The 15,820-nt window shown below is 66.5% G+C and carries 17 protein-coding genes; 9 read left to right on the forward strand and 8 right to left on the reverse strand.

The window, feature by feature from the left end:
- Position 1 precedes the first annotated feature (1 nt).
- The 4 genes from ribH (at position 2) to ribA (ending at position 3,164) form a co-directional block, all read left to right on the forward strand.
- Complete coding sequence (gene ribH, locus ACP69Z_RS03340; RefSeq protein ID WP_426266131.1) at positions 2–424, forward strand: 6,7-dimethyl-8-ribityllumazine synthase; 423 nt, start codon at positions 2–4, stop codon at positions 422–424.
- Between the two features lie 79 nt (positions 425–503).
- Positions 504–1,124: a LolA family protein gene (locus ACP69Z_RS03345; protein ID WP_426266132.1), complete on the forward strand. Its 621-nt coding sequence runs from the start codon at positions 504–506 to the stop codon at positions 1,122–1,124.
- A 214-nt stretch (positions 1,125–1,338) separates the two neighbouring features.
- Entirely contained in the window at positions 1,339–2,130 is a 792-nt protein-coding gene (locus ACP69Z_RS03350; protein ID WP_426266133.1) for an exodeoxyribonuclease III, read from the forward strand.
- The gene (ribA, locus tag ACP69Z_RS03355; protein WP_426266134.1) at positions 2,127–3,164 is read left to right on the forward strand and encodes a GTP cyclohydrolase II; all 1,038 of its coding nucleotides are present in this window, start codon (positions 2,127–2,129) and stop codon (positions 3,162–3,164) included. The genes ACP69Z_RS03350 and ribA overlap by 4 nt, the downstream gene beginning before the upstream one ends.
- Before the next feature lie 9 nt (positions 3,165–3,173).
- Here ribA and ACP69Z_RS03360 read toward each other — a convergent pair whose 3' ends face one another.
- Positions 3,174–3,818 (reverse strand): YggS family pyridoxal phosphate-dependent enzyme, encoded by a 645-nt coding sequence (locus tag ACP69Z_RS03360; protein ID WP_426266135.1) that lies wholly within the window; start codon positions 3,816–3,818, stop codon positions 3,174–3,176.
- A gap of 57 nt (positions 3,819–3,875) precedes the next feature.
- Here ACP69Z_RS03360 and ACP69Z_RS03365 point away from each other — a divergent pair, with 57 nt between their 5' ends.
- Positions 3,876–4,364, forward strand: coding sequence for a thiamine phosphate synthase (locus ACP69Z_RS03365; protein WP_426266136.1), 489 nt, complete (start codon positions 3,876–3,878; stop codon positions 4,362–4,364).
- On the opposite strand, the gene ACP69Z_RS03370 is transcribed toward ACP69Z_RS03365, so the two are convergent.
- Complete coding sequence (locus tag ACP69Z_RS03370; protein ID WP_426266137.1) at positions 4,361–5,083, reverse strand: porin; 723 nt, start codon at positions 5,081–5,083, stop codon at positions 4,361–4,363. The two genes, ACP69Z_RS03365 and ACP69Z_RS03370, sit on opposite strands and share 4 nt — an antisense overlap.
- A gap of 190 nt (positions 5,084–5,273) precedes the next feature.
- On the opposite strand from ACP69Z_RS03370, the gene ACP69Z_RS03375 reads away from it, so the two are divergent.
- Genes ACP69Z_RS03375 through ACP69Z_RS03390 form a run of 4 tightly spaced genes read left to right on the forward strand, consistent with a single transcriptional unit; the run spans position 5,274 to position 9,731 of the window.
- Positions 5,274–5,705, forward strand: coding sequence for a DUF3576 domain-containing protein (locus tag ACP69Z_RS03375; RefSeq protein ID WP_426266138.1), 432 nt, complete (start codon positions 5,274–5,276; stop codon positions 5,703–5,705).
- Between the two features lie 29 nt (positions 5,706–5,734).
- The gene (gene leuS, locus ACP69Z_RS03380; protein ID WP_426266139.1) at positions 5,735–8,224 is read left to right on the forward strand and encodes a leucine--tRNA ligase; all 2,490 of its coding nucleotides are present in this window, start codon (positions 5,735–5,737) and stop codon (positions 8,222–8,224) included.
- Positions 8,221–8,721 (forward strand): LPS assembly lipoprotein LptE, encoded by a 501-nt coding sequence (gene lptE, locus ACP69Z_RS03385; RefSeq protein WP_426266140.1) that lies wholly within the window; start codon positions 8,221–8,223, stop codon positions 8,719–8,721. The genes leuS and lptE overlap by 4 nt, the downstream gene beginning before the upstream one ends.
- Entirely contained in the window at positions 8,718–9,731 is a 1,014-nt protein-coding gene (locus ACP69Z_RS03390) for a DNA polymerase III subunit delta (protein ID WP_426266141.1), read from the forward strand. The genes lptE and ACP69Z_RS03390 overlap by 4 nt, the downstream gene beginning before the upstream one ends.
- A gap of 9 nt (positions 9,732–9,740) precedes the next feature.
- Here ACP69Z_RS03390 and ACP69Z_RS03395 read toward each other — a convergent pair whose 3' ends face one another.
- Genes ACP69Z_RS03395 through ACP69Z_RS03420 form a run of 6 tightly spaced genes read right to left on the reverse strand, consistent with a single transcriptional unit; the run spans position 9,741 to position 15,767 of the window.
- Positions 9,741–10,625, reverse strand: coding sequence for a ParB/RepB/Spo0J family partition protein (locus ACP69Z_RS03395; protein WP_426266142.1), 885 nt, complete (start codon positions 10,623–10,625; stop codon positions 9,741–9,743).
- On the reverse strand, positions 10,622–11,401 hold the full coding sequence (locus ACP69Z_RS03400; RefSeq protein WP_426266143.1) for a ParA family protein: 780 nt from the start codon (positions 11,399–11,401) through the stop codon (positions 10,622–10,624). Before ACP69Z_RS03400 ends, ACP69Z_RS03395 begins: the two co-directional genes overlap by 4 nt.
- A complete protein-coding gene (gene rsmG, locus ACP69Z_RS03405) occupies positions 11,398–11,985 on the reverse strand; it encodes a 16S rRNA (guanine(527)-N(7))-methyltransferase RsmG (protein ID WP_426266144.1) in 588 nt (195 codons plus the stop codon). Before rsmG ends, ACP69Z_RS03400 begins: the two co-directional genes overlap by 4 nt.
- The gene (gene mnmG, locus ACP69Z_RS03410) at positions 11,982–13,664 is read right to left on the reverse strand and encodes a tRNA uridine-5-carboxymethylaminomethyl(34) synthesis enzyme MnmG (protein WP_426266145.1); all 1,683 of its coding nucleotides are present in this window, start codon (positions 13,662–13,664) and stop codon (positions 11,982–11,984) included. Before mnmG ends, rsmG begins: the two co-directional genes overlap by 4 nt.
- Before the next feature lie 55 nt (positions 13,665–13,719).
- Positions 13,720–14,997 (reverse strand): tRNA uridine-5-carboxymethylaminomethyl(34) synthesis GTPase MnmE, encoded by a 1,278-nt coding sequence (gene mnmE / locus ACP69Z_RS03415; RefSeq protein ID WP_426266146.1) that lies wholly within the window; start codon positions 14,995–14,997, stop codon positions 13,720–13,722.
- 44 nt (positions 14,998–15,041) lie between these two features.
- Complete coding sequence (locus tag ACP69Z_RS03420; RefSeq protein WP_426266147.1) at positions 15,042–15,767, reverse strand: YjbE family putative metal transport protein; 726 nt, start codon at positions 15,765–15,767, stop codon at positions 15,042–15,044.
- Positions 15,768–15,820: the final 53 nt, after the last annotated feature.

Genomic DNA, 15,820 nt, shown 5'->3' on the forward strand with positions numbered 1-15,820 from the left:
CATGGCCCACGTCCTGATCGTCGAAGCTCGCTTCTACGAGCATCTGAACGACCTCCTCCTCGCCGGCGCGCGCGCCGCAATCGAGGCGGCTGGACACAGCCACGAGACGCTCACCGTCCCAGGCGCGCTCGAGGTACCGGGCGCCATCGCGCTGGCTGACGAGAGCGGCGACTATGACGCCTTTGTCGCGCTCGGCGTCGTGATCCGCGGCCAGACCTATCATTTCGAGATCGTCTGCAACGAAAGCGCGCGCGGGATCATGGACCTGACCCTGTCCGGCCTCGCGATCGGCAATGGCATCCTGACCGTCGAGAATGAGGCGCAGGCGCTGGCCCGCGCCGACAAGGATCAGCTCGACAAGGGCGGCGGCGCGGCCGCGGCGGCACTCGCCATGATGGACCTTCGCGCCCGCTTCGTCAGCTGAACAAGGGGGAACTGGGCAATTCAGAGGGCATTCAAGCCCTTCTGCCTAGTGCGGTCCTCAAATGACTTCAGGAGTTCCAATGTCCCAGACCCGTTTCGCACGCCTGCTCGGTGCCGCTGCTGCCCTGACGCTGGCCGCGCCTGCGGCCGTCGCGCAGCAGGCAACCCCGCTGAAGGCGGTCGAGCAGAGCCTTGCCGCCACCAACTCGATGACGGCTCGCTTCACCCAATCGGACGGCCGCGGCCGCACGCAGTCGGGCACGCTTAGCCTCAAGCGGCCGGGCAAGATCCGCTTCGAATATGGCGCGGGCGCCAACATGCTGATGGTCGGCGACGGCAAGAACCTCACCTTCATCGACTATGAAGTGGGCCAGAAGTCCGCCTGGCCGATTGCCCGCTCGCCGCTCGCCGTGCTCCTCTCGCCGCAACCCAACCTGGCGCGGATCGCCCGGATCGAGCCGCAGACGAACCCCGGCGTGGTGATCGTCCGCGCCCGCGATGCGCGCCGGCCGGAGTTCGGAACCCTGCTGCTCGCCTTCTCCAAGAACGGCTCGGCGCCGGGTGGGCTGATGCTCGAAGGCTGGACCGCGATCGACGCGCAGAACAAGCGCACCACCGTGAAGCTCGACGGCCAGCGCTACAATGTGGCGGTGCCCGACAGCGCCTTCACCTTCCGCGAGCCGCAGGGCCGCAAGCGCTAAGTCCCGGTGATCCGTATCGAAAAAGCTACTGTTCATGCGGGCTTCATGCGCGAAGCGCTAGGCGGAGATCTGACCGCGGAGCGAGCTTGGGTTTCCCCCTGTTACCGGGCTCACCGCTGGTCCCTCGCGTGACGAACGCTTGGTCGGCCCTCGCTCCATGCCCCCGGAGCGGGGGCCTTTGCGTTTCCGGGCTCCGGCTTGCTAGGGGCGACCGGTGAGCAAACTCAAGATCGCCAGCTGGAACATCAACTCCGTCCGCGCCCGCGTGCCCATCGTCGGCCGCTTCCTCGACGAAGAACAGCCCGACATCCTGTGCCTTCAGGAAACCAAGGCCGAAGACAAGGTTTTCCCCGCCGACCTTTTCACCTCGCGCGGCTACGTCCACCATGCGCTGAACGGGCAGCGGATGCATCACGGCGTCGCGATCCTCAGCCGCATCCCGCTGGAAGAGCCCGGCCGCCATGACTGGCAGGACAATGGCGAAGCGCGGCATGTCGGCGCGCGGCTGCCGAATGGCCTCCGGCTCGAGAACGTCTACGTGCCCGCCGGCGGTGACATTCCCGACCGCACGCTCAACCCCAAGTTCGGGCAGAAGCTCGACTTCATCGAGCGGATGACGCGCTGGTCGGAAGGGCTGAACGAGCCGACCCTGATCGTCGGCGACTTCAACGTCGCACCGCTCGACTGCGACGTGTGGAGCCACAAGGCGCTGGTCGACGTCGTCAGTCACACCCCGATCGAGATCGAGGCGTTGAGCCGGCTGCAAGCCGCGCACGAGTGGGTCGATCTCGGCCGCAAGTTCATCCCGGCGCCCGAACGTTGCTTCACCTGGTGGAGCTATCGCTCGCCCGATTTCACCAAGAACGACCGCGGCCGCCGCCTCGATCACATGTGGGCGTCCCCCAGCGTCGCCCCGCAGGCAACCATGCACAAGGTGCACGAGCCGTGCCGCGCCTGGGAGCGGCCCTCCGACCACGTGCCGCTGGTGGTCGAGCTCAGCCTTTGAACAAGGGCGCCGAGGCCATCGCCGCGCTGCGTGCCGGCCGGGCGATCGGCGTCGGCTTGCTAACGGTCGCGGCGGTGGAGACCGCCACTAATGACTTTCTCCGGCTTGCCGATGCGGAGCAATCCTCGCCCCTGCTGTTGAGCGGAGCACGCGCGGCCGCCCTCGGCCTCGGCAACCAGCGTGATTCCGCTTCCGTCCAGGCGCCAGTGCTGATCGAGCGCGCGCCTTGGCTCGACCCTGCCACAGCGCAGGACCTTGTCGATGCCGGGCGCGACTTCGCCCGCTTCGGGCCGGGACCACTGCAGGCTGGCACCGTGCCCGATTCCTACGCCGCTCAAGCCGCCCTCGCGCTTGCCCGTCGTGCCGGGCTGATGCCGGCGCTGTGGCTGCTCGGCAGCGAAGCGACGCTCCACCTCTCGCCGGAAGAAGCGCTTGCCGCCACCAGGCCCGCGAGCGTTGCCATCGCTGCGCGCGCCCTGTTGCCGGTCGAGGGGCTCGGACCACCCACCCAGATCGTCGCCATGCGCTCCGACGAGGATGGCAGCGAGCATGTCGCGCTGCTGGTCGGTGCACCGGGCGGCCATGCACCGCTCGTTCGTCTTCACAGCGAATGCCTGACCGGCGATGTATTCGGCAGCCTCAAATGCGATTGCGGCCCTCAGCTCAGCGCCGCGCTGCAGTTGATGGAAGCAGAAGGCGGCGGGATCCTGCTCTACCTGCGGCAGGAAGGACGGGGGATCGGGCTCGCCAACAAGATTCGGGCCTATGCGCTACAGGATCGCGGGCTGGACACGGTAGAGGCCAACCACCGCCTCGGCTTCGCTGACGACGAGCGCGACTATGCCCTCGCTGCGGCCATGCTGCGCGCCCTGGGCGTCAGCGAGGTGCGGCTGCTGACCAATAATCCGGCCAAGCTCGAGGGGCTTCAGGCGCAAGGCATCGCCGCCACCCGAGTTGCGCACCGGCTTCCGGCCAACCCGCACAACGCCCATTATCTCGACGTGAAAAAGGCGAAGAGCGGCCACCTCGACTGAGCGGCGCGTCTAGTCCTCGAAGAAGGCGGTGCCGATCCGCACCAAGGTCGCACTCAGCATCACCGCGCTACGGAAGTCGCCGCTCATGCCCATCGACAAGCCGCTGACGTCATGCCGCCGCGCGAGCTTCGCCAGCAGCGCGAAGTAGGGGGAAGGCTCGACCTCGCTCGGCGGGATGGCCATCAGCCCGGCGACGTGCAGCCCGGTCGCGCGCACGTCCGAGAGGAAGGTCGGCAGCTCGGCAATGGCAACGCCGCCCTTCTGCTCCTCTTCACCGATGTTGACCTGCAGATAGGTCGGCCCCGTCCACCCCGCCTTGACCAGTGCCGCGCCGAGGCTCGGCCGGTCCAGCGAGTGGATCACGTCGAACAGCGCCGCCGCTTCTTCCGCCTTGTTCGACTGCAACTGCCCGACCATGTGCAGCACGACATCGGGATAGCGTGCCTTGAGCGCAGGCCACTTGGCCTGCGCCTCCTGTACGCGATTCTCGCCGAAGTGGCGTTGCCCGGCCTCGATCAGCTCCTCGATCTGCTCGACCGAACGATTCTTGCTGACCGCGACGATCGTGACCTCCGACGCCTCGCGCCGGCCCGCCTTGGCAGCGTCGGCAACGGCGGAGCGGATGGCGTGGAGGCGGGTGGCTGCATCGGACATGAGGGGCTGCTAGAAGCAAAGCCGATGCAAAGGCAATCGTGGCCCCGGGCCTGGCTGATGACCGACGAGCGGATGGGCGACACGCTGGGCGCGGCCATCGCGCGTGCAGCAGAGGCCGGGGCAGGGGTCATCGTCCGCCATCATCATTCGTCCGCTGCCATTCGCCGCGCCTTGGCAAGCGAAGTGCTGGCAAGCGGCGCGGTGCTCGGCTTGTCGCGCGATTCCTTGCTGGCCGCCGACCTCGGCGCCGACTTCGTCCACAATCCGGTGGGAGAAAGCGGCGCCCTGCCGTTCAGCTTGTCGGTACACGACGACGCTCAGGCTCGTGAGGCGGCACGGCGCAGTCCGGCCTTCGTGTTCGTCTCGCCGCTCTACGCTACCCGCAGCCACCCTGATGCGGAGCCCTTGGGAGAGGCAAAGGCAGCACAACTTGCCGCTCTGGCCGGCTGTCCGGCCTATGCGCTTGGCGGCGTCACCCAGTCACGTGGCAAGAAACTGATCGCCCGCGGCTGGGCGGGATGGGCGGCAATCGACGCCTGGGCTTAGAACTTGACGGCGGTGCCGACGTAGACCGCCTGGCTGTCGCGGCGCTGGTCGCGCACGGTGGCGAGCTGCTCGCGCTCGATCTTGTACTTGACGCCGCCGGTCACCGCGATGTTGCGGCTGATGTTGTAGGCACCGCCGACATCGAGCGCGTAGGTCGTCGGATCGACGATCGGCGCCTTGCGCTCCGCCGACGCGCGATCGGCGCTGGCGGCGACGCGGCCGGTGAACTTCTTGATGCTGTAGCTGACGCCGACCGTGGCGCCTTCGCGCGGAGCGAGCGCCGGGGTGGCGCCCTCGGCCTTGCTGACGTCGGCGGAAACAGCGAACCGCTTCCAGCCAACCGCCGCGCCGAGGTTATACGATGCCGGGGTGAGCGGCAGGCCCGCGGCCATCGGGGCTGCCGCCGCCGCCCGCTCCCGCAGGGCGACCTGCGTCGGCGAGGTGGCACGCGCGCGCACCGCAATGCGGATCTGCGAAGGACGCTGCTTCGCCGCCGAGGGCGTGAAGCGGAAGTCTGAGGCAAGTGCCGGGCGGCTGGCCAGCGCCGCCGCGAGCCGCGGATCGGCCTGAGCCGGGGTGAACCCGCCATCGAAGCTCAGCGACACCGCCGCCGGACGCTTCTTCTGCGGAGCCGCGATGACCACGGACGCAGGCAGCAGCAGGCTCACCGCGGCAACTGCCACGGCCCACTTGCTCTTTTCCTGACCCCAGCGACTCATAGCTTCCCCGTTCCTTCACCCGGTACATAGGCTGGCTGAGCTGAATGTTCCACGACCGGCCCGGTTTAACCCGGCGCTGTGGCAGGGAATCCACAAGCCGGACCATTTGCTTACGGGTTGCGGGGGTGGGCGCAGCTTCTATAGAGCAGAGACAACGACCTATTCACCGTTTGCACCCGGGAAGCTCTCTATGCGCCGTTCGCTCGCCGTTCTCCTCCTGTCGACCACGCTGGTGGCGACTGCCGGCTGCAGCCGAAACCGTGACATCCCGGTCGAGCTCGCCCCGTCGCGGACCACCGCTATCGGCGTGAACAGCTATCTGTGGCGCGCTGCCATCGACACGCTGAGCTTCGCGCCGCTGGTCACCGCCGACAGCAACGGCGGCGTAATCGTCACCGACTGGTACGCCAATCCCAATTCCCCGGGTGAGCGGGTCAAGCTGACCGTCTCGATCCTCGACCAGGACCTCCGCGCCGATGCCCTCCGCGTCGCCGCCAGCCGCCAGGTTAACCAGAACGGCCAGTGGGTCGACGCGCCGGTCACCGCCGCCACGGTCCAGAAGCTCGAGGACATCATCCTTACCCGCGCCCGCGACATCCGCCGCGCCGCCGTCGGCGGCTAAGGACGCCACCCCAACCTGAAGGAAGCCGCATGACCACCGACCGTTTCGATCCGGCGGCGAGCGAAGCCCGCTGGCAGGAGCGGTGGGAAGCAGACGGCTGCTTCCGCGCCGACAGCACCAGCCCCAAGCCCAAGTCCTATGTCCTTGAGATGTTTCCGTATCCCAGCGGACGCATCCACATGGGCCACGTCCGCAACTACACCATGGGCGACGTCCTCGCCCGCTACCGCCGCGCGCAGGGGCATGAAGTGCTCCACCCGATGGGTTGGGATGCGTTCGGCATGCCGGCCGAGAATGCGGCGATGGAAAAAGGCGTTCATCCAGGCGCCTGGACCCTCCAGAACATCGAACAGATGAAGGCGCAGCTGAAGCGCCTCGGCTTCGCGCTCGACTGGAGCCGCGAACTCGCCACCTGCAAGCCCGATTATTACGGCCACGAACAGGCGCTGTTCCTCGACCTGTTCGAAGCCGGCCTCGTCTTTCGCCGCGAATCCGAGGTGAACTGGGATCCGGTCGACATGACCGTGCTCGCCAACGAGCAGGTGATCGACGGTCGCGGCTGGCGCTCCGGCGCGCTGGTCGAACGGCGCAAGCTCAACCAGTGGTTCCTCCGCATCACCGACTTCGCCGAAGAGCTGCTCGAGGGTCTCGGAAGCCTCGACCAATGGCCCGACAAGGTCCGGCTGATGCAGGAGAACTGGATCGGCAAGAGCCGCGGCCTGCAATTTCGCTTCGATAGGCCCGAGGGCGGCAACATCGAGGTGTTCACCACCCGTCCGGACACCATCTTCGGCGCCAGCTTCCTTGCCATCTCGCCGGGCCACCCGATCGCCGAAGCACTGGCGGGCGAGCGGCAGGACGTCGCCGACTTCATCGCGCTGGCGAAGCAGGGCGGCACCACCGCGGCCGAGATCGAGACCGCAGAGAAGCTCGGCTTTGACACCGGGCTGACCGTCACGCATCCGTTCGACCCCGACTGGCGCCTGCCGGTGTGGATCGCCAACTTCGTGCTGATGGATTACGGCACCGGCGCGCTCTACGGCGTGCCCGGCCACGACGCGCGCGATTTCGAATTCGCCACCAAATACGGCCTGCCGATCAAGCGCGTGGTTGCGCCGTCCGCCGACCAGGCCGACGCGCCGCTGAGTGAAGCCGAGAACGCGCCCGGCGTCGCGGTCAACAGCCGCTTTCTCGATGGCATGACGACCGACGAAGCCAAGGCCGAGATCATCCGCCGCGCCGAGGCCGACGGCTGGGGCGAGGGCAAGACGCAGTATCGCCTGCGCGACTGGGGCGTCAGCCGCCAGCGCTATTGGGGCACGCCGATCCCCATCATCCATTGCGATGCGTGCGGCGCGGTGCCGGTGCCCAAGGCGCAACTGCCGGTGGTCCTGCCCGAAGACGTCACCTTCGACGTCCCCGGCAATCCGCTCGACCGCCACCCGACCTGGAACAAGGCCGACTGCCCCAAGTGCGGCAAGCCCGCCCGGCGCGAGACCGACACGCTCGACACCTTCGTTGACAGCAGCTGGTACTTCATTCGCTTCGCCTCGCAGCCCGACGACAAGCCGTTCGACCGCGCCGAAGCGGAAGCCTGGCTGCCGGTCGGCCAGTATATCGGCGGCGTCGAGCATGCGATCCTGCACCTGCTCTACGCCCGCTTCTGGACCCGCGCGCTGGAGCGCATCGGCAAGCTGTCGGTGAAGGAGCCCTTCAAAGGCCTCTTCACGCAAGGCATGGTCACGCACGAGACCTACAAGTCGGCGGACGGCAAGTGGCTGTCGCCGGAGGAAGCCGCTGAAGCTCGCGCATCCGGTCAGACGGTCGAACCCGGCCGGGTCGAGAAGATGTCCAAGTCGAAGAAGAACGTGGTCGACCCGGACGCCATCATCGACCGCTACGGCGCCGACGCCGTGCGCTGGTTCATGCTGTCGGATTCGCCGCCCGAACGCGATCTCGAATGGTCGATCGGCGGCATCGAAGGTGCCTCGCGCTTCGTTCAGCGCGTGTGGCGCCTAGCGACGAGTCCGGCGGTTGCCGAAGGCAACGACACGGCCCTCGTCCGCAAGCTCCACCGCGCCATTGCCGCGGTCGGCGGGGCGATCGACGGCCTGCAATTCAACAAGGCCGTTGCCGCCTTGTACGAGTTGGTCAGCGCCATCGAGAAAGCCAACCCCTCGGCAGACCGCAGCGCTGCTGTCCGCGCCCTCATCGTCCTCATCGCTCCGATGGCTCCGCACCTTGCGGAAGAAGCCTGGTCAGCACTCTGCGGCGAGGGCCTGATCGTCGACCAGCCCTGGCCGGCCTTCGATCCTGCCCTGCTGGTCGACGAGGAAGTGACCATCGCGGTGCAGGTCAACGGCAAGCTGCGCCACACGCTCAATGCGCCGCGCGGAATGGCGCGCGAGGATTTGCAGGCAATGGCGCTCGGCGCCGACAAGATCGCTGCGCTGCTCGGCGACGCGGCGCCCAAGAAGGTGATCGTGGTGCCGGACCGCCTCGTGAACATCGTGTTGTGAAGCGGCTCGCCCTCATCCTCGCGGCAGCGACCCTGACCGCCGGTTGCGGCCTCAGGCCCGTCTACGGCGGCGGGGCGAGCGGGCCGACTGCCACCTTCCTGTCGTCGGTCGCAGTGCAGCCGATCCACGGGGGGAGAACCGGCTGGCTGCTCCGCGCTGCGCTTGCCGACCGCCTGGGTGAACCAACGCAAGGCGACCGCCGCTACCGGCTCGAGGTCGAGGTCGACGACGACCTCACCAGCTTCGGCATCCGCGGCGACACCGCGGTCACGCGTGAGCGCCGCACGGTTCGCGCGCGCTACCGCCTCGTCGACAACGCTACCGGCCAGGTCGTGCTCGACGCCACCGCAGGCTCGGACGCCGGCATCGACGTCGTCAGCTCCGACGTCGCGACCCTGGCGGCCGAGCAGACCGCTGCCGAGCGGCTGGCGCAGGTCGTCGCTGACCAGATCGTCGCCCGCCTGGGTCTTTACGCCGGACGAAGGGTGCGTCGGTGAAGCTCCACCGGGACAAGGCCGCAGCTGCGCTCGATCGCCCGGACCCCTCCTGCCGCTTCTACCTCTTCAGCGGCGCCGACAATGCCTCCAGCCGCCTGTTTGCACAGCGGCTGCTGACGGCGCTCACGGCCGAAAAGATCAGCGTCTCGGCTCCGCAGGTCAAGTCCGATCCCGCCTGGCTGGCCGACGAAGCCGCCAGCTTGCCGATGTTCGGTGGCGCACGCCTGTTGTGGATCGAGCCCGCGGGCGAGGAGATCGTGCCGGCGATCGAAGCGCTGTTGGCACTGGAACGCATCGAAGCACCGGCTGTGGCGATCACGAACGGCTCGCTCAAGAAGACCAGCACCCTGCTCAAGCTTGCCGAAAGCAGCAAGGTCGCGCTTCACGTCGCCAGCGAACAGCAAACCCCGCGCGAGCAGATGACCGCCGTGACGGAACTCGCCCGCAACGAAGGCTTGCGGGTCACCCCGGCCTTGGCCGAGCGGATTGCGGAGGAAGCCGGCGGCGACCTCATCCTTGCTCAGCTCGAACTGCAGAAGTTCGCGCTTTATGCGGGTGCCTCGCCTGACCAGCCGACGGAGCTCGACGAGACGGTCGTCGATGCCTTGGGAATCGACCAGGCCGAGGCGGAATATGGCCGCGCTGGCGACCTTGCGCTGGCCGGCGATGTCGCGGCGCTGGCGACCGAACTGGCGCTGATGGACGCAGCGGCGATGGACGCCATTCCGGTCGTCCGCGCACTGCAACGTCGCTTGCTGATGCTGGCTCCGCTCAGGGCAAGGGTGGAGCAGGGGCAACCGGTAGGCTCCGTCACGCAATCCGTGTGGCAGCGCGACAAGCCCATCGTCAGCCGGATTCTCCCGCGGTGGACGGGTCCACGCTTGTCGGAAGCCTTTCAGCGCGTGCAGAAGCTGGAGCGCGAGATCCTTCTCCGCCCCGTGCCGCCGGGTGCGGCACTCGGCGAGACCTTGATGCAACTGGCGCGCGTCGCGGCTGCAAACGGCCGCTGACCGGCTCGCTTAAATCGGTTCGCCGCTCAGCCGCTGACAGATGAGATCGAGCTGGTCGAGGCTCGAGAAAGCCACACTGACCTGCCCCGCGCCACCCTTGTGCTGGATCGTCACCTTGAGCCCGAGAAGATCGCCAAGCTGGCGTTCGAGCGCGAGCAGATCGGCATCGCGCGCCGCCGAGGACAGGCGATTGCTGCCCCGAGAGGGCTCGCCATCACCGCCCGGCCGACGCTTGCGCGCAAGCGCTTCGGCCTGGCGCACGGATAGCCCGCGGCTGACGATCTGCTCGGCAAGCTGCTCGGCATCGGCGGAGGAGGCGATGGCGCGAGCATGGCCCATGGTCAGCGTGCCGGCTTCCAGGTGCCCTCGGACGCTTTCAGGAAGATCACGCAATCTCAACAAGTTGGAGACGTGACTGCGGCTCTTGCCGACGAGCTTTCCGACTTCTTCCGGCTTATGGCCGAAGCGCTCCACCAGCGCGGCATAGGCGTCGGCTTCCTCAAGCGGCCCAAGATCGGCACGCTGCACATTCTCGATCAGCGCGACCTCGGCCGTGCCCGCCTCGTCGAAGTTACGGACGATGGCCGGGATCCGATGCACCTGCGCCCGCTGCGCCGCGCGCCAGCGGCGTTCGCCCGCGACGATCTCGAACCGGCCAGGCTCCGCGGCGGGGCGGACCAGGATCGGCTGCAGCACGCCCCGTGCGGCAATCGACTCGGCTAGTTCAGCAAGAGGACCTTCGGCAAAGGTCCGGCGTGGCTGCCGCGGGTTGGGCTGGATGGAGCCGATCTCGATCTCGCGCACGCCCTCGGCGCTCCCCGCAGGAGCGGCAACGGGCACGTCACCCAGCAGCGCGGAAAGACCGCGGCCAAGCCCGCGTGCCTGCTGGTTCATGCGGCCTCCTTCAATGCCGGCAGTCGCGCCATCAGCTCGCGGGCGAGGCCAACATAGGCTGCCGAGCCCGAACAGCGCAGGTCATAGATCAGCGCCGGAAGACCATGACTCGGAGCTTCGGACAGTCGCACGTTGCGCGGCACCACGGTGTCGAACACCGCCGAGCCAAGGCACGCGCGGACGTCCTCCGCCACCTGCGCAGACAAACGATTGCGGCGATCGAACATCGTCAGAGCGACGCCCAGAATGGAGAGCTCAGGATTGAACCGGGTGCGGATGCGTTCCACCGTCTGAAGGAGCTGGCTGAGCCCTTCGAGTGCAAAGAATTCGCACTGCAACGGCACGAGCAGATGGCGAGCGGCGATGAGTGCGTTGACGGTGAGCAGCCCGAGCGACGGCGGGCTGTCGATCAGGCAGATATCCCATCGCTGCGGCGCGGCATCAAGCGCATCGGCCAGGCGATGCGTGCGCCGCTCAAGTTCCACCAGCTCCACCTCGGCGCCCGAAAGATCCTGCGTCGCCGGCATAAGATCGAGACGCGGGACACGGGTCGGCTGTACGGCCGCCGCGACGCTCTCCGATCCAATCAGCACCTCATAGGAAGAACGCTCGCGTGCTTGCGGTCCGACACCGAGACCAGTTGAGGCGTTACCCTGCGGATCGAGATCGATGAGCAGCACCTTCCAGCCCATCGCGGCCAGCCCGGTGGCGAGGTTGATGGCGGTGGTGGTCTTGCCGACCCCGCCTTTTTGATTGGCAATCGCGACCTTGATCATTCCCGCCCCATCCTGCGCCGGACCCGCTCGGCAACCAGGATCCGTGCGTCCGGGTCGGTTCGGCTGGTCTTTAGCTGAAAGTCACCTTGCCACGTGGCACTTGCTTCTACCAGTTCCTTCTCAGCGCTTCGGCCCTTCGGAAGCACCCATCGGCCCTCTGATGCGATCAGTGGAGTCCCGATTGCGAACAATTTGTCGAGAGTCGCCACAGCACGAGCGGTGATGACGTCGAATTGTCCTTTGAGCTGCTCGGCCTTGCCGGTGACGATTGTCAGGTTGGCTAGGCCAAGCTCATCACGGCAACGCTCAAGAAATTCAGTGCGCAGGCGGCGCGGCTCAACCAGCGTGATGTGCCGAACGCCCGCGATCGCCAGCACGATTCCGGGAAGTCCCGGACCGCTGCCGATATCGAGCCACCGACCGTCCAACGGCGCGTGGTCCAGTAGTTGAAGACAGTCGTCGATATGCCGCGTCCACAATTCGTCTGCACTGCGGCGGCTGATAAGGTTTTGTCTTTCGTTCTCAGCGAGGAGTAGACTCGAGAAATTCCTCAGGGCCGTGTCTGTTTCACGTGAAACACTCATGCCGCAGCCCGTGCAAACCCCACGTGCAACGCCGTTAGTGCCGCCGGCGTGACGCCGGGGACACGCGACGCTTGATCGAGCGTCTCGGGCCGCGCTGCTTCCAAGCGCTCCGCCATTTCAGCCGAAAGCCCAGGCAGCGCTCGGAAATCGAGATCATTGGGAAGGCGCGCTGAACGAGCCCGGTCTACTGCGTCCCATTCGCGCCTTTGCCGCTCCACATAGGGAGCATAGAGCGCGTCCGCCTGACCTTCTTCGGTGTCGGCAAACGCGGGGTTCTCTCTGCGCTCAAGATGATCCTGGATTGCCTTCCTCCGGCGCGAGGATACTGCGTCAGAAGCTAGTGCCGCCGCTCCAAGCCGGCTGACCGCATTATCTGCTCGCAGCAGGAGCCGATACTCGGCCCGCGCGGTCATCATCCGGTAAGGCTCGCTGACGCCCTGCAATGTGAGGTCGTCGACCATTACCCCGATGTAGCTGCTGCGCCGGTCAAAGGTTTGAGGCTCCTTCCCTTGCACGTAGCGCGCGGCGTTGAGCCCAGCCACAAGCCCCTGCGCCGCCGCCTCTTCATAGCCCGTAGTCCCATTGATCTGCCCCGCCAGGAACAACCCCGGCAACTCACGGTGCTGGAGGTCGGTGCCGAGGCGGCGGGGGTCAAGGAACTCGTATTCGACCGCGTAGCCGGGGCGGGCGATCTCCGCGCGGTGAAGGCCGGGAATGCTGCGGACAAACGCCTGCTGGACATCGACCGGCATTGAGGTCGAGATTCCATTTGGATAAACGAGGTGATCAGCAAGCCCTTCCGGCTCCAGGAAGATCTGGTGGCCATCACGATCACCGAAGCGACGAACCTTGTCTTCGATGGAGGGGCAATAACGCGGGCCTCGCCCTGCGATCGCGCCGGAGTACAGCGGCGACATCGCTTCGGCGTCGCGGATGATGTCGTGGGTTTCAGTGCTCGTTCGGGTGATTGCACAGCGGAGCTGGGGCAAGCGGAGCACAGAGTCCGGATGCGCGGAGAACGTCCACGGCTCCACGTCGCTCGGCTGCTCCTGAAGCGTCGCCCAATCGATCGTGCGCCCATCCAACCGCGGCGGCGTTCCGGTCTTTAAGCGCGTCGGCGCCAATCCGAGTTCGCGAATTTGCGCGGCCAGCTTGATGCTTGCCTGCTCACCGGAGCGGCCAGCCGGCTTGCTTTCCAACCCGATATGGATGCGCGCACCGAGGAAGGTGCCGGTCGCAAGGACAATCGATCGCGACGGCAGGAGCGACCCGTCTGCAAGTTCGACGCCAAAAACCTGACCACCGCGTAGCCGGAGGGCAAAAGCCTCCGCATAGAGGCGCTCAATGGGAAGCTCCGCCAGAAGCGCCTCGATCGCCGCGCGGTAGTGGAAGCGATCCGCTTGGACGCGCGGCCCCCAAACTGCGGGTCCCTTGCTCCGATTGAGGATGCGACGATGGAGGGCGGCGGCATCTGCAGCACGTGCCATGAGACCGTCGAACACGTCGACTTCGCGAACCAGATGTCCTTTGCCGACACCGCCAATGGATGGATTGCAGCTCATCTGCCCGGCATCGGTAGGGCGGAAGGAGAGCAAAGCGACTTTCGCGCTTGCTCGAGCTGCAGCGGCAGCAGCCTCGCACCCGGCATGACCCGCACCAATGACCACAACGTCGTACATACGGGCGCCATAACGATGGGGGCCAGCGTTCGCGACCTGTTTCACGTGAAACAAGCTATTTCCCGAGGCAGAAGCGTCCGAATAGCGCATCCAGCACATCATCGGTGCTCTGCCGCCCACTTATCTGATCCAAGGCGTGTAGTGCCTGGCGGAGCATTTCCGCCGAGACAAGCAGGTCAGCCTGACTTACATTCACCAAACTGGAGAGGGCTTGGTTCAAGAGCCGATTTTGTCGGCGATTGAGCGTCGCATGATCTGGGGGAGGCAGGAGAGACTTCGCCATCATCATCAGCTCTTCCTGCAGCAAGTCGATTCCGCCCGCCTGACGAACAGAAGCCGGCACGCTTCCCGGCGGAGCGGGGTCGCGCTCATCAGCGCGGGAGTGGACCTTGATGACGGCTTGGGCAGTCGGCGCTTCGGTGGGTTCCCCTAGCCAGAGCAGAAGATCCGCGGCTGCCGAGGCACGCTGCGCCCGTTCGACGCCAATCTGCTCGACTTGGTCCTCGCTATGGTGAAGTCCAGCCGTATCGTGGAGGATGAGCAGGATGCCATCAAGATCGAGCCGCGCTTCCAGCACGTCGCGGGTAGTGCCTGCGATCGGCGTGACAATTGCCTTGTCGCTACCGAGCAAGGCATTGAACAGGCTTGATTTCCCGCTGTTCGGCGGACCTGCGAGAACAACCTTGACGCCTTGCTGCAGCATCTCGGCTGGCGGGCGAGCAAGCCAGGCGCGCCACTCTGTAACCAGCGATTCCACGTCGGCGACCAGCACCGCGAGATCAAGCCCGGTCTCATCTTCGTCGCCGACATAATCGATCGCCGCTTCCGCCTGCGCGGACAGCATGACGACCCGCTCGCGCCATTTCTCGATCTGCTGCCGCAAGCGGCCGCCGGCGCTCTCCATGGCAGCACGGCGTTGCCACTCAGTTTCGGCGGAGAGAAGGTCGGCAAGACCCTCCGCCTGGGTGAGGTCTAGGCGACCGTTGAGCATGGCCCGGCGGGTGAATTCGCCAGGCTCGGCTTCGCGCAAGCCGGGGAGCGTGGCAAGTTCGGCCAGGCAACGCGCGACCACGGCGCGGCCGCCGTGAAGGTGTATCTCGACCAACGATTCGCCGGTTGCGGTATGCGGCGCCGGAAAACGAAGGATCAGCGCTTCATCGATCAGGTCGCCATTGGCGGCAACGAGGCGTCGCACGGCCGCTCGTCGTGGCTCGGGGAGGGTGCCTGCCAGACGCTCTACGCCGCTTTCCGCCAGCGGCCCGCTGACCCGGACAATGGCGATCGCAGCCGGTAAGGCCCCGCTCGAAAGCGCGAAGATGGTGTCGGTGGTCACCTCGCCAGCGATGCCCTTAGCACGGGCGTCGTGGCAAGATCAGCTTAGCCGAAGAGGCGACCGAGCCCGACTTGCGGATCGACCCAGCCATCGTAGATCATCTTGACCGCGACATAGAGGATCACCGCCAGGCCGACGTAGGCGATCCAGCGATAACGCTCGATGTAACGGGCAATGACGTTGGCTGCGAGACCCATCAGAGCCACCGCAAAGATCAGGCCGACGATAAGGATTCCGGGGTGCTCACGCGCCGCCCCGGCGACCGCCAGCACATTGTCGAGGCTCATCGACACGTCGGCCACCGCAACGGCCCAGGCAGCGCCGGCGAAGCTCTTGGCGGGGCGCAGACCGCTATGCTCGTCGCCAGCCACTTCCGGGCTGCCGCCGCTTTCACCGTGGTGGCGAAGCTCGCGCCACATTTTCCAGGCCACCCACAACAGGAGCAGCCCGCCAACCAGGATCAGGCCGACGATCTGCAGCAACTGGGTGACGATCAGCGCGAAGAGAATGCGCAGCACCAGCGCCGCGGCAACGCCGATCAGGATGACCTTCTTGCGCTGCTCGGGCGGAAGGCCCGCGGCGAGCGCGCCGACCACGATCGCGTTGTCGCCCGCCAGGACGAGGTCGATCATCAGCACCTGGAGAAAGGCCGAGAAGGCGGCCGGCTCGGTGATATTGCTGAAATCCTTGACGATCGACGCCCAGATGTCGGCGGGGCCACCAAGAGCAGGAGCCGCATGGGTCGCAGCGGCAAGGATAAGATCGAACAAGGCTGGCTCCGCAATCAATCAGGTCGCACCGGTTGTGACCGGCAAAACAGAAC

The sequence above is a fragment of the Sphingomonas sp. LHG3443-2 genome (genome assembly GCF_049896405.1).
Lineage (GTDB): Bacteria > Pseudomonadota > Alphaproteobacteria > Sphingomonadales > Sphingomonadaceae > Sphingomicrobium.